The organism is Actinomycetospora sp., assembly GCF_055612215.1.
The window spans coordinates 1-12208 of record NZ_JBVPVA010000162.1 but is presented as its reverse complement, the minus strand read 5'-3'; the positions used below and the strand labels follow the sequence as shown (position 1 = coordinate 12208).

9 protein-coding genes and 2 pseudogenes are annotated in these 12208 nt (G+C 76.0%); 5 read left to right on the top strand and 6 right to left on the bottom strand.

Features of this window, described 5'->3' with window-relative positions; all coding sequences use genetic code 11:
- Window positions 1–347 precede the first annotated feature (347 nt).
- Window positions 348–1618: pseudogene (locus AC0CYZ_RS04625) on the top strand (aldehyde dehydrogenase family protein).
- A gap of 5 nt (window positions 1619–1623) precedes the next feature.
- On the opposite strand, the gene wsfD (AC0CYZ_RS04620) reads toward AC0CYZ_RS04625, so the two are convergent.
- The 3 genes from wsfD (AC0CYZ_RS04620) to AC0CYZ_RS04610 form a co-directional block, all read right to left on the bottom strand.
- Window positions 1624–3180, bottom strand: a complete 1557-nt coding sequence (gene wsfD / locus AC0CYZ_RS04620) for a glycan biosynthesis hexose transferase WsfD (RefSeq protein WP_472212789.1) — start codon at window positions 3178–3180, stop codon at window positions 1624–1626.
- Window positions 3181–3337: 157 nt separating this feature from the next.
- Entirely contained in the window at window positions 3338–4027 is a 690-nt protein-coding gene (locus AC0CYZ_RS04615) for a helix-hairpin-helix domain-containing protein (RefSeq protein WP_472212788.1), read from the bottom strand.
- An 8-nt stretch (window positions 4028–4035) separates the two neighbouring features.
- Window positions 4036–5559 carry an acyl-CoA synthetase gene (locus AC0CYZ_RS04610; RefSeq protein WP_472212791.1) on the bottom strand — a complete coding sequence of 508 codons (1524 nt, stop codon included), beginning with the start codon at window positions 5557–5559 and terminating at the stop codon, window positions 4036–4038.
- Window positions 5560–5727: 168 nt separating this feature from the next.
- Between AC0CYZ_RS04610 and AC0CYZ_RS04605 the strand changes: the two genes are divergently transcribed.
- Entirely contained in the window at window positions 5728–6024 is a 297-nt protein-coding gene (locus AC0CYZ_RS04605) for a YciI family protein (protein ID WP_472212787.1), read from the top strand.
- Here the strand turns inward: AC0CYZ_RS04605 and AC0CYZ_RS04600 are convergent.
- Window positions 6008–8152, bottom strand: coding sequence for a RecQ family ATP-dependent DNA helicase (locus AC0CYZ_RS04600; protein WP_472212785.1), 2145 nt, complete (start codon window positions 8150–8152; stop codon window positions 6008–6010). The genes AC0CYZ_RS04605 and AC0CYZ_RS04600 overlap by 17 nt on opposite strands.
- Window positions 8153–8257: 105 nt before the next feature.
- Between AC0CYZ_RS04600 and AC0CYZ_RS04595 the strand changes: the two genes are divergently transcribed.
- Window positions 8258–9040 carry a GNAT family N-acetyltransferase gene (locus AC0CYZ_RS04595; protein ID WP_472212784.1) on the top strand — a complete coding sequence of 261 codons (783 nt, stop codon included), beginning with the start codon at window positions 8258–8260 and terminating at the stop codon, window positions 9038–9040.
- Here the strand turns inward: AC0CYZ_RS04595 and wsfD (AC0CYZ_RS04590) are convergent.
- Together wsfD (AC0CYZ_RS04590) and AC0CYZ_RS04585 are read right to left on the bottom strand one after the other, a co-directional pair.
- On the bottom strand, window positions 9012–10613 hold the full coding sequence (wsfD, locus tag AC0CYZ_RS04590; protein ID WP_472212782.1) for a glycan biosynthesis hexose transferase WsfD: 1602 nt from the start codon (window positions 10611–10613) through the stop codon (window positions 9012–9014). The two genes, AC0CYZ_RS04595 and wsfD (AC0CYZ_RS04590), sit on opposite strands and share 29 nt — an antisense overlap.
- A gap of 33 nt (window positions 10614–10646) precedes the next feature.
- On the bottom strand, window positions 10647–10904 hold the full coding sequence (locus AC0CYZ_RS04585) for a hypothetical protein (protein WP_472212779.1): 258 nt from the start codon (window positions 10902–10904) through the stop codon (window positions 10647–10649).
- A 91-nt stretch (window positions 10905–10995) separates the two neighbouring features.
- Between AC0CYZ_RS04585 and AC0CYZ_RS04580 the strand changes: the two genes are divergently transcribed.
- Both AC0CYZ_RS04580 and AC0CYZ_RS04575 read left to right on the top strand, forming a co-directional pair.
- On the top strand, window positions 10996–11877 hold the full coding sequence (locus AC0CYZ_RS04580; protein ID WP_472212777.1) for an AAA family ATPase: 882 nt from the start codon (window positions 10996–10998) through the stop codon (window positions 11875–11877).
- Window positions 11877–12208: pseudogene (locus tag AC0CYZ_RS04575) on the top strand (hypothetical protein); the annotation flags it as partial. The gene AC0CYZ_RS04580 and the pseudogene AC0CYZ_RS04575, both read left to right, overlap by 1 nt.

Below are 12208 nucleotides of genomic sequence, written 5' to 3'. Positions count from 1 at the left end.
ACCTGCGCCGGGAGGTCGTGCACGCCGACGACCTCGTCCCGGTGCGGGTCCGGAACCCCGCGCCCGCGTCGGTCTGACGCCGCCGGGCGTCGCCGTCCGCCTCGGGGCTCCGGTCACTCTCCGTGCCGCGGCCCGGGCACGGCCGTCTCGTGCACGGCACCGTAGGCGCTTGATCATGCCGACGGCACCGCTCCCGGACGGTGCCCTCGGCATGATCAACGGCCTAGCGTGTGGGCACCGAGGGCTCGACGGTCGGTCCCCGTGACCGTCGGTGACAGCCGGCGGCGCCGCGCGAGGGCACGCGGGCACGCGGGGGAGGCGCGCGGCGGCAGCGGCATACTGGTCGGATGACCAGCGCGCCCACCCGGACGAGCCCGTCCGAGATCGTGACCGACTGCGGCGAACGGGCGGCCGCGGCCGCGCCGGCGATGGCGGCGGCGACGGACGCGCAGATCGCGGCGGCGCTGCGCGGGATGGCCGACCTGCTGCTGGCCAAGGCCCCGACCCTCGCGGCCGCGAACGAGGCCGACGTCGTCGCCGCGCTCGACGCCGGGACCACGACCGCGCTCGTCGACCGGCTCCGGCTCGGGGAGGACCGGCTCGCGACGATGGCCGACTCGCTGCGCGAGCTCGCCGAGGTCCCGACGCCGCCGCGCGACACCGTCCTCGAGGAGCGCCCCGACGGGCTGCGCCTGGTGGAGCGGCGGCGCCCGGTCGGCGTCATCGGCGCGAACTTCGAGGCCCGCCCGAACGTCGTCGTCGACGTCGCCTCCCAGCTGGTCAAGTCCCGGAACGCGGGCGTCCTGCGCACCGGCGGCGCCGCGCTCGCGTCGGCGACGGCGCTGATGGCCGACGTCGTCTCCCCGGCGCTCGAGGCCGCGAGCCTGCCCCCGGACGCGGTGACCCTCGTCGGCGACGCCCGCCGGGAGTGCGCCGTCGAGCTGGTGCGCCGGCCCGGGCTGATCGGGCTGGTGATCCTGCGCGGCTCGGGGGAGACCACCCGCGCGCTGGGCCTCGAGGCCGCGCAGCACGGCGTGCGGACGCTCGCGCACGCCGACGGCGGTGGCGTGCTCTACGTCGACCGCGCGGCCGACCCGGCGCTCACCGCGCAGCTCGTCGCCGAGTCGGTGGACCGGCTCGGGGTGTGCAACCGGCTCAACCTGCTGCTCGTCGACCGCCCGCACTGGGACACGGTCACCCGCGCCTGGTCGGGCAGCTCGCCGACGCCGGCATCCGCGCGTCGCTGCCGCCGCACGAGCACGCGCTCGGGCACGAGTGGGCTCTCGACGACGGGCACGAGGCGACGGTGACGGTGGCCCCGGCGGACGGGCCGGCCGACGCCGCGGCGATCGCGAACCGCGAGACCTCCGGGCTCGCCGCCACCGTGGTGACCGCCGACGAGGCCTCGGCCCGCGTCTTCCTCGACACCTACGCGGGTACCGGCGCGTTCTGGAACGCCACGACGCGCCTGCTCGACGGCTTCAAGCTCCGGCGCGTCCCGGAGACCGGCATCAACGTCGACCACGTGCCCGGGCCCCGCGGCCCGGTGGTGTTCACCGACCTGTGCCTGCGCCAGTTCGTGGTGGTGCCTGCCTCGACGGCGGTCGGGTTGGCCTGAGACCGCTAGGCCGACCGACGGCGGAAGCGGGCGGTCGTCCCGACGACGGCGGCGGCCGCCCCGGTCACGCCGCTGACCAGGACGCAGTACGACCCGAGCCACACGTGCTTGGACAGCTCGTAGTAGCCGTCGCCGAGCACGGCGAGCGTCACCACCCCGAGCCCGAGCAGCGCCGCGGCGGCCGCGACCCGCGCCAGGCCGACCGCCAGCGGGTCCGCCCGCCGCACCCGCGGCAGCAGCGTCGCCGCCCCCGCGAGGAGCGCCGCGAGCACCGTCGCCCACGGCAACCACCCGACGCCGATGTTCGCGAGCCAGCCCTTCAGCAGCACCGTCTCGGGGCCCGCCTCCGGGTAGACGGTCCGGCCCTCGAAGTGCTCGGGGGCCGTGCCGCGCGGCGACGAGGGCAGGTAGGTCAGCTGCGGGCGCATCGTCGCGGTCAGCCCGTTCCCGACCATCGTCGCGAGCGCCGCGGGGTGCTCCAGCAGCAGTGTGTGGGCGGTGGCGGTCGCCTCCGCGGGTCGGTCGCCGACGGCGCTCGCCCAGCCCGGCACGTCCATCCCGCCCGTGACGTAGAAGCCCTCGCCGGAGTGCAGGGCGGCGCCCGGCGGCAGCCCGACGGCGGGCACCACGGTGTCCGGGCCGATCTCGGGCATGAGGGCGGTGAAGATCAGGTTGTGGGCGTTGACGGCGGCGTAGCTGCGCTCCTGGCCCACGACGGCCTCCGCGACCGGAGTCGCGGCACCCGCCACGAGCGCGAGCGCGACAAGGGGCCCGGCGAGGCGCGCGACCACCCGCACCGGTCGCCGGGCCCGGGGCGCCCGGACCGCGACGAACGCGCAGCAGAGGCCCGCGACGCCGCCGATCGGGATGAAGCCGGGCTTGGCCGTGGCCGCGACCAGACCCCCGAGGGCGAGCAGGCCGAGCGCGACGAGTCGCGGGACGCGGTCGGTGGGCCGGGTCCCCGCGACGACGAGCAGGCCGGTCAGCACCCAGACCGTCGCCACCAGCGCCGTCGGCTCCGCGTAGAGCGAGACGAGGAACCGCGTCCACCACGAGACCACCAGCAGCGGCAGCAGCGGGATCGCCACGAGCGCGGCACGGGCCGGCCGCACCGACGCCAGCACCGCCGCGCCCAGGCCGACCCCGAGCGCCGCGAGGCCCGCGAGCAGCCAGGCGTAGCTGGTGAGCGACCACAGGCCGGGGCCGTCGGGCACGACGAGTCCGAGCAGCGTCGCCGACGACGACGGCGCCGCGGTGCACGGCGTCGCCCCGGTGGTGAAGGCGGTGACGACGACGCCGCGCCACAGCGTGAAGCGGCTCGGCGTGTCCGGGGTGAGGCCCGCCGTGCAGAAGAGGCGGTAGGCGTCGCCGTTGTCGCCGACGCCGAGGAGCGCGCCCCCGAGCAGCGGGAGCCGGAGGAGCCCGATGCGCAGCGCGAGGCCCAGCACCGTCACCGTGGCGGCGAGCCCCCCGGCGGCGAGCGGGACGGCGACGCGTCGCGGGATCGCGAGCGCGCGCAGGTCGGTCGCGGCGTGCGTCAGGGCTCCGGGAAGGCCTGCCACCGTGGTGAGGACACGGTCCCGTCGCGCGGCGCCGCGCCGCGGACGGGGGAGCGAGGTCAGCGGATCGATCCAGCGACGCTACGTCGCCCGTTCGTGGCCGTGCGCACCGGGTCCCCCGGTCCCTGGTATCTCGTGGGATCCGTGTGACGGCACGGGCTCAGAGCACGACGGCGCGGTCGCGCACCTGGTCCCAGAGCCCGATGGGCAGATCGGCCCAGGCGAAGACGTCGTCGACAGCGGCGAACCGCCCGGCCGCCTGGCGGGCCTGGACGATCCGCACGGCCTGGACCGGGTCGATGCCGCAGACCGCGGCCACCACCCGCGCGGGCGCGGCGTTGAGGTCCACGAGGCCGCCGTCGTCGTACTTGGGGGCCAGGTCGGGCCGCCCGATGCGCAGCTCCCGGGCGAGCAGCGGGTCGGCGACGACGAGGCGGCGGGCCTCGTCCCGGCGCGCGCGGGCGGCGAGGGCCCGCGCGTGGGCCGGCTGGATCGCCCGTGCCGGGGGACGAGGTGGGCGCGGGTCGTAGACCTGCGCGCGCACGACGACGAGCCCGACCAGCCCGGCGAGCAGGATCAGGCCGAACAGGGTGCCGCCGAGGTGGGCGGCGAACCCGACGACGTGGCCGGCCGCGTCGTGCTCGGCCGTCCCGACGAGCAGGAACGCGAGCATCGTCATCACCAGGACGACGCCCGCGAGGACCGCGTGCCCGATGCGGCGCGAGCGGACCGCGGCGTGCGTGAAGGGGACGGCGGCGAGGATGCCGAGGCTGCCCACGTGCACCACGAACCACCAGCCGCCGCGGACGAACCAGGTCGGCGGCAACGGCGTCGTGGGCGTGGCGGGCACGGCGGGGCTCAGACCTTCTCGCGCAGCACGCGCTTGAGGAGCTTGCCCGACTGGTTGCGGGGCAGCTCGTCGACGAGGTGGACCGTCTTGGGGACCTTGAACCGCGCCAGCCGTTCCTTGGCGTGGGCGATCAGCCCCTCGGTGTCGACGCCGCCCGGGTCCCGGCCCTCGCGCAGCACGACGAACGCCGTCACCGCCTCGATCCACCGGTCGTCGGGGGTGCCGATGACGGCGACCTCCGCGACCGCCGGGTGCGTGTAGAGCGCGTCCTCCACCTCGCGGGAGGCCACGAGGATGCCGCCGGTGTTGATGACGTCCTTGATGCGGTCGACGACCGTGATGAAGCCCTGCTCGTCGATCCGCACCAGGTCCCCGGAGTGGAACCACCCGTCGCGGAACGCCTCGGCGGTCTCCTCGGGCTTGTCCCAGTAGCCCTCGCAGAGCTGCGGGGAGCGGTAGACGACCTCGCCGGACCCGCCCGGCTCGACGTCGTTCCCCGCGTCGTCGATGACCCGCAGCTCGACGAAGAGCACCGGGCGCCCGCACGAGTCGGGGCGCTCGTCGTGCTCCGCCGGCTGCAGGACGGTCGCGAGCGGGCCGATCTCGGACTGGCCGAAGCAGTTGTAGGCCCCGAGGCCGGGCAGCTGCTCGCGCAGCCGGGCGAGGATCGGGCCGGGCATGATCGACGCGCCGTAGAACGCCTTGCGCAGGCTCGACAGGTCGCGGGTGGCGAAGTCGGGGTGGTTCACCGCGGGCACCCACACCGTCGGCGCGAGGAAGAGCGCCCCGATCCGGTCGGCCTCGATGCGGCGGAGGATCTCCGGGACGTCGGGCGCCTCCATCAGGTGGTTGGTCGCGCCGACGGCGAGGTAGGGGAGCATGAACAGCTGCATCCCGGCCGAGTGGTAGAGCGGCATCGCGTGCAGCGGCTCGTCGTCCTCGGTCATCTCCAGGGCGTGGATGCCCGAGACGTACTCGTGGACCAGCCCGCGGTGGGTCATCATCGCGCCCTTGGGCTTCGACGTGGTGCCGCTGGTGTAGAGCAGCTGGACCAGGTCGGAGTCGGCGACGGTGACGTCCTCGAGGTCGGGGACCTCCCCGGTGCGGGCGGCCTCGAGCAGGCTGCCCGGCGCGTCGCGCATGGGGACGACCTGACCGGGGCGGGTCGCGAGGGCCTCGACGTGGACGGCGAGCTGCGGGTCGACGATCAGCACCCTGCTGCCGGACTGCTCGACCAGGTACGCCAGCTCCTCGCCGGTCAGCGCGTAGTTGATCGGTACGTGGACCGCGCCGAGGCGGGCCGCGCCGAGGAAGCTCAGCAGGTAGGCGTCGGAGTTGCGGCCGTAGGCGGCGACCCGGTCGCCCTGCCCGAGGCCGAGCCCGCGCAGCCACCCGGCGGCCCGGCTGACCGCGTCGTCGAGCTCGCGGTAGGTCCAGGACCGGTCGGCGAAGACCAGGGCGGTGCGGTCGGGCGTGCGGCGCGCGCTGCGGCGCACGACGCCGTCGACGGTGTTGGCGCGGGTGTCCACCAGGGTCCTTCCGGGCAGGGGGTGCTCCGCCACTCTGGTCGGCCCATGGGGCCACGTCCAGCGCCGGCGTGTCGGTGTGGGGGCGGTCCTGAGCGAGGGGTCCCTTCGGTCGGCTCCATCGGCGAGGAGCGCCCCTCGCCGGGACGCCCGACCGGCGGGACGATGACCCGCATGGAACCGCCCGCCCCGACCTGCTGGGTGACGACCTACCGCGGCGTCCCCGATTTCCTCCCGCTCGTCCTGGAGCACGGGCCCGCGCACGTTGCCCGGCTGCAGGAGTTCACGGCGCGCGGCCTCGTCCTCATGGCCGGCCCGCTCACCGAGCCCTTCGACGGCAGCGCGATGGCGGTCTTCACCACCCGGGAGGCCGCCGAGGAGTTCGTCGTCGGCGATCCGTTCGTCACCAGCGGCGCGGTCGCCGAGTGGACCCTGCGCGGGTGGGCGGAGGGGCTCAGCCGGTCGTCGTGATCGTGAGCGGCAGGACGGCGGTGGCCCCGGCCCGGCGCAGCAGCATCGCCGCGACGGTGAGCGTCCAACCGGAGTCGGTGACGTCGTCGACGAGCAGGACCGGCCCGGAGGGCGCGACCGCGGACGGGACGGACAGCCGCCGGTAGACCTCGGCCAGCCGCTGCGCGGAGTTCGGTTGCTCGGGCTCGGCGTCGTCCTCGGGGTCGACGTAGCGGGGCGGCGCGGCGTCGGCCAGCGCCCCGAGCAGCGGCAGCCGGCCGATCGAGGCGATCCGCTGGGCGAAGCTCTCAACCAGCGCCGGGCGCTCCCGGCTCGGCAGCCACACCACCCCGGACGGCCGCGCCGCCCAGTCCCAGGCCTTGAGGACCTCGACGGCCGCGTCGATCACCGCGTCGGGCGCGAGGTCGTCGCCGCGCAGCAGCGGGCGCAGGCGCGGGCCCCAGCCGACGTCGGTGAGCCGTCCGATCGCCCGGCCCTCCTCGGCGGCCTCCTCGGGCTTGATCTTGCCCTTGAGCGGGACGTCGAGGGCGTCCATCCCCGAGGGCCACTGCTTGCGCGGGGCGAGCGGGACCCCGGGGCGGTCCAGCACCTCCTGGGCCTGCACCCGCACGTCCTCGCCGATGGTCGGGTCCTGGTGGCGGCCGGTGCAGTTGTCGCAGCGCCCGCACGGCTCGGCGCCCGGGTCGTCGAGCTGGCGGCGGAGGAACTCCATCCGGCAGCCGTCGGTGGCGATGTAGTCGAGCATCGCCTGCTGCTCGGCCCGCCGTGCCTTCGCGAGGCCGGTGTAGCGGGCCCCGTCGTACTCCCAGGACGCGCCGGTGGCCTCCCAGCCGCCCTTGACGCGCTTCACGGCGCCGTCGGTGTCGAGCACCTTGAGCATCATCTCGAGGCGCCCGCGGGAGAGCTCGACCCGCGGCTCGAGCGCGGCCGTCGACATCGGCCGCCCGGCGTCGCCCAGCACCGACAGCGCGACCCGGACCTGCGGCTCGGCCGGGAAGGCGAGCGAGGCGAAGTACGCCCAGATGTCGCGGTCCTCCGGGCCGGGCAGCAGCAGGACCTCGGCCCGCTCCACCCCGCGGCCCGCGCGGCCGATCTGCTGGTAGTAGGCGACGGGCGACTGCGGCGCCCCGAGGTGCACGACGAACCCCAGGTCGGGCTTGTCGAACCCCATCCCGAGCGCGCTCGTGGCGACCAGCGCCTTCACCCGGTTGGCCAGCAGGTCGTCCTCGATGCGCTCCCGCTCGGCCGGGTCGGTCTTGCCCGTGTAGGCCGCGACGGCGTGCCCGCGCTCGCGCAGGAACGCGGCGAGCTCCTCCGCGGTGGAGACGGTGAGCGTGTAGACGATGCCCGAGCCCGGCAGGTCGTCGAGGTGCTGCGCGAGCCAGGCGAACCGGTCGGTCCCCCGGGGCAGCGACAGCACGCCCAGGTGCAGGGACTCGCGGTCGAGCTCGCCGCGCAGCACCAGCGCCTCGCCCTGACCGACGCTCACCCCGAGCTGGTCGGCCACGTCGGTGGTCACGCGGTCGTTCGCCGTCGCCGTGGTGGCCAGCACCGGCACGCCGTCGGGGAGCTCGGAGATCAGGGTGCGCAGCCGGCGGTAGTCGGGCCGGAAGTCGTGCCCCCAGTCGGAGATGCAGTGCGCCTCGTCGACGACCAGCAGGCCCGCGGTGCGGGAGAGCTCGGGGAGCACCTGGTCGCGGAACTCGGGGTTGTTGAGGCGCTCCGGGCTCACGAGCAGCACGTCGACCTCGCCGGCCCGGACCTGCGCGTAGACCTCCTGCCAGCCCTCGGTGTTGGCCGAGTTCACCGTCACCGCGTGGATGCCGGCGCGCGCGGCCGCCTCGATCTGGTTGCGCATCAGCGCGAGCAACGGGCTGACGATCACCGTCGGCCCCTTGCCGCGAGCGCGCAGCAGGGCGGTGGCGACGAAGTACACCGCCGACTTCCCCCAGCCGGTGCGCTGCACGACGAGCGCCCGCCGCCCCTGCGCCACGAGCGCCTCGATCGCCCGCCACTGGTCCTCGCGCAGCGTGGCGTCCGGGCCCGCGAGCCGCTGGAGGGTGGCCTCGGCGTCGGCGCGCAGGTCGGTCACAGCCGGATCGGGGTGGGTGGGCGAGGACACCGTCATGGGATCCACGGTGGCACAGGGGCCCGACACCGTGGGCGGGTCCGGGGGATCCGGCGGCTGACCGGCGGCTTGTGACCCGGGTCACCCGAGCGGGAGCATCCCGGCATGGACACGGCGGACCTGACCACGGGGTGGGAGCCCGGCGTCCCCGCGGGCGACACGATCGCCCGGCGCTTCGTACTGGCCCACGTCGAGCGGATGGCGACGACGGCGGCCCGCACCGGTGGCCGACAGAAGTGGGTGGACGGCGCGCGCATGGCCGACCTGCGCTCGCCGTACGGCTACGACAACGCCGTCGTCGCCACCCGTCCGCTCGCCGAGGCCGAGTGGCCGGGCGTGGTCGCCGCGGCGGCCGCGTTCTTCCCGCCGGAGCGGTGGTGGGTGGTGCTCTCGGTGTTCCCGACGCCCGACCTGGCCGCCCACGGCCTCGTCCGCGTCGGCCACCCCCCGCTGATGCTCCGCCCGCCCGGGCCGACCCCATCGCCCGCACCCGGCCTCGACGTCCGGGCCGTCACCGACGCCACCACCCTCGCCGACTTCGGGCGCGTCCTCGTCGCCGCCCACGGGCTGGCGGAGGCGGGTGCCCCCGCGATCGCCGACCTCGCCCTCGCCGCGTCGTCGCACCTGCGGGTGGGGTACGCCGACGGCGTGCCGGTGGCGACGGCGGGCGCCTCGGTGCACCACGGGATCGTCGAGGTCGACTGGGTCGCCACGCTCGCGCCGGCCCGCCGGCGGGGGTTCGGCGCGGCGATCACCGCCGCCGTCCTCGACGTGGCCCCCGAGCTGCCCGCGGTGCTCCTCGCCAGCGACGACGGCCAGGGCGTCTACTGCCGGCTCGGGTTCCTCGCCCTCGTCCGCGTCACGATGTGGGAGCGCCCGGGCGCGTGACCACCAGCGCCACCAGGGCCCCGACCAGCACCGTCGCCGTCACGAGCAGCAGGTAGGAGCCCAGCCACACGTGCTTGGCCAGCTCGACGTACCCGTCGCCGAGCGTGGCGAGTGCGACGGTCCCGACGCCCGCCGCGGCGAGCACCCCGGCCGCGCGCAGCAGCCCCCGGACGCCGCCGAGCCGCCGGGAGGGGCGGGGGAGGAGCACCGTCGACGCCGCCGCCAGCAGGGCCACGACGACGACCGTGGGCGGCACCCACCGTCCCGGCAGCCCGTCGAGGTAGGCGAACGTGACGCCCATGTGCTGGTCGCCCTCGGGCACCGGTCCCATCGGGACCGACCCGCTGACCGTGCGGGGGCCCGCCGTCGTGGACGCCAGGTAGGGCACCTGGGGGCGGAGGGTCGCGTCCAGGCCGCGGCGCAGCATCGCCGCCGCGACCGCCGGGTGCGTCGCCACCCAGTGGCGGGCGGCCGCGCGGATCTCCCTCGTCCGCGGCCCGGGGGTCTCGTCCCAGCCCGTCACGTCCCGGCCGCCGTGCAGGTAGGAGTGCTCGCCCCAGGCCCGCCAGTCCTCCGGGGGCAGCCCGAGCGCCGGGAGGGCCGCCGGCCCCGACTCGGGCAGGATCGCGGTGAAGACCAGGTCGTGGGTGTTCGGGACCTCGTAGAGCTCGTCCTGGTAGCGGAGCCCCGCGAGCACGGGCGACAGCGCGAGCGCGACCACGACGAGCGCCGCGACGAGGCCCGGCACGCGCCGCCACCAGCGGCGGGTGCCGACGGTGACGCACAGGCAGGCGAGCACCGTCACGACCCCGACGGGCAGGAAGCCCGGCTTCGCGGTGACCGCGACGACCCCGCCGAGGACGGCCAGGCCGAGCGCCGACGCACGCACGACCCGGTCCCGCGCGGGGGTCAGGGCGACCGCCAGTACGCCCCAGGCGAGCCACGCGGCGCCGAGCAGGCCCGCCGGTTCGCCGTAGGCCGACACCAGGAACCGGGTCCACCAGGGCACGGCGAGCAGCGGGACGAGCGGGGGCACGACGACGAGCAGCACCCGGCCCGTCCGGCGTCGCGCGCTCGCCCCGGCGACCGCCCACGTCGCGAGGCCCGCCCCGAGACCGAGCAGGACCGTGTAGGCCGTGCCGAGCCACTCGAGGCTGAACCGTGTGGTGCCGTCCGGGGCGGGCGGGGAGCGGTCGAGGCGGGCGGCGAGCGAGAACGTCGTCTCCAGCACGACCCGGGCCGAGGTGACCGGGGCGGGGACGCGGCAGCCCGGCCCGCCGGTCCGGAACTCTGTGACGACGACGCCGTGGCCCGATGCGACCCGGTCCGTGGCGTCCGGGACGAGCCCGACCACGCAGAACAGGCGGGCGCCGTCGGCGTTGTCGGCGGCCCCGACGGCGTCCCCGCCGACGAGGCCGAGCCGGGCCACCAGCCCGGCGGTGACCACGAGGGCGACGCCGACGGCGAGCAGCAGGCGCGGGATCGGGCGGAGGGCCCGGGATCCCGGGGCGCTCGGCGGCCCCGGCGACGGCGGGGCGTCGAGGGTGCCGACGCCCGTGCGCTGCGCCGTCATCGGGCGTCAGCGTGCCATGGACGGCCCGCGGGCCTATTCCGCCTCCTCCATCGCCTGCCCCAGCGCGCGGGCGGCCCGGTTGCTCCGGTCGGCGGCGAGCAGGTGGCCGGCACCGAGGACGACCGCGATGGGCCACTCGAGCAGGCCGAGGACGCCCATGACCGCGATCCCGCCGACGAAGGCCAGCTCCGGGCGCGAGAGCTCGAGGGTGCCGAGCCCGGGGATGCTCAGCCGGGTGGTCGGGGCGTCGTCCTCGAGACGGGCGAGGGGCGCGGGCTCCGTGGTCGTCATCCCACCCATGGTGCGCCGTTCCGCAGGCCGTTGCGCGGTCGACGCCACCAGGAGCGGACAAGCGGCCGATCAGCGGGCAGGATGCGGTCCCGTGGGTACCGACTCGACCGGCCGCACGACGTTCTTCGACTCCGTCGACGACGTCGCGACCCGGCTCGCCGACGTCGGGTACCTCGCCTCCACCGCCGTCGCCACCACGGTGTTCCTCGCCGACCGCCTCGGCAAGCCGCTGCTCGTCGAGGGCCCCGCCGGCGTCGGGAAGACCGAGCTGGCCCGCGCGGTGGCCGAGTCGACCGGCGCCGGGCTGGTCCGCCTGCAGTGCTACGAGGGCATCGACGAGGCCCGCGCGCTCTACGAGTGGAACCACGCCAAGCAGCTGCTGCGCATCCAGGCCAGCCAGGGCGAGCAGTGGGACGACGCCCGCGACGACGTCTTCTCCGAGGAGTTCCTGCTCACCCGCCCGCTGCTCACCGCGATCCGGCGGGACGGACCGACGGTGCTCCTGGTCGACGAGACCGACAAGGCCGACGTCGAGGTCGAGGGCCTGCTGCTGGAGGTGCTCGGCGACTTCCAGGTGACCGTCCCCGAGCTCGGCACCATCACGGCCACCCAGCGGCCGTTCACGCTGCTCACCTCCAACGCCACCCGCGAGCTCTCCGAGGCCCTCAAGCGGCGCTGCCTGTTCCTGCACCTGGACTTCCCCGACGCCGAGCTCGAGCGCCGGATCGTCGCCTCCCGGGTCCCGCAGCTGCCGGAGGCCCTGGCCGAGCAGCTCGTGCGGATCATCGGGGTGCTGCGCGGGCTGGACCTGCGCAAGGCGCCGTCGGTGTCCGAGACGATCGACTGGGCGCGCACGCTCGTCGCGCTCGGCCTCGACACCCTCGACGACGACGCGGTGCGCACCAGCCTCGGCGTCGTCCTCAAGCACCGCTCCGACCTGGTCAAGGCCTCGTCGGAGCTCCGCCTGAACTGATGAGCACCCCGAGAAGGGCTTCCCCCGTCGCTCCGCTCGCCCCGGGAGGACTGCCCGCCCACCTCGTCGACTTCGTGCAGGCGCTGCGCACCCACCACGTCGACGTCGGGCCGGGGGAGACCGTCGACGCGGCGGCGGTCATGGCCGAGATCGACCTGCTGCGCCGCGAGCACCTGCGCGAGGGACTGGCGGCCGCGCTGCTGCGCCGCTCCGGGCAACGGCAGACCTTCGACGCGCTGTTCGACCTGTGGTTCCCGCTGGGCCAGGGCGCGGCGCTGGGCGAGGTCGCGCTGCCCTACGCCGAGGACGGTTCCGTCGACGTCGACGCGCT

Excerpts from the sequence above, each read along its gene's own strand:
- AC0CYZ_RS04605 (WP_472212787.1), top strand. The coding sequence starts at position 5,728 with ATGGAACCGCCCGCCCCGACCTGCTGGGTGACGACCTACCGCGGCGTC.
- AC0CYZ_RS04600 (WP_472212785.1), bottom strand. The coding sequence starts at position 8,152 with ATGACGGTGTCCTCGCCCACCCACCCCGATCCGGCTGTGACCGACCTG.
- AC0CYZ_RS04595 (WP_472212784.1), top strand. The coding sequence starts at position 8,258 with ATGGACACGGCGGACCTGACCACGGGGTGGGAGCCCGGCGTCCCCGCG.
- wsfD (WP_472212782.1), bottom strand. The coding sequence starts at position 10,613 with ATGACGGCGCAGCGCACGGGCGTCGGCACCCTCGACGCCCCGCCGTCG.
- AC0CYZ_RS04585 (WP_472212779.1), bottom strand. The coding sequence starts at position 10,904 with ATGACGACCACGGAGCCCGCGCCCCTCGCCCGTCTCGAGGACGACGCC.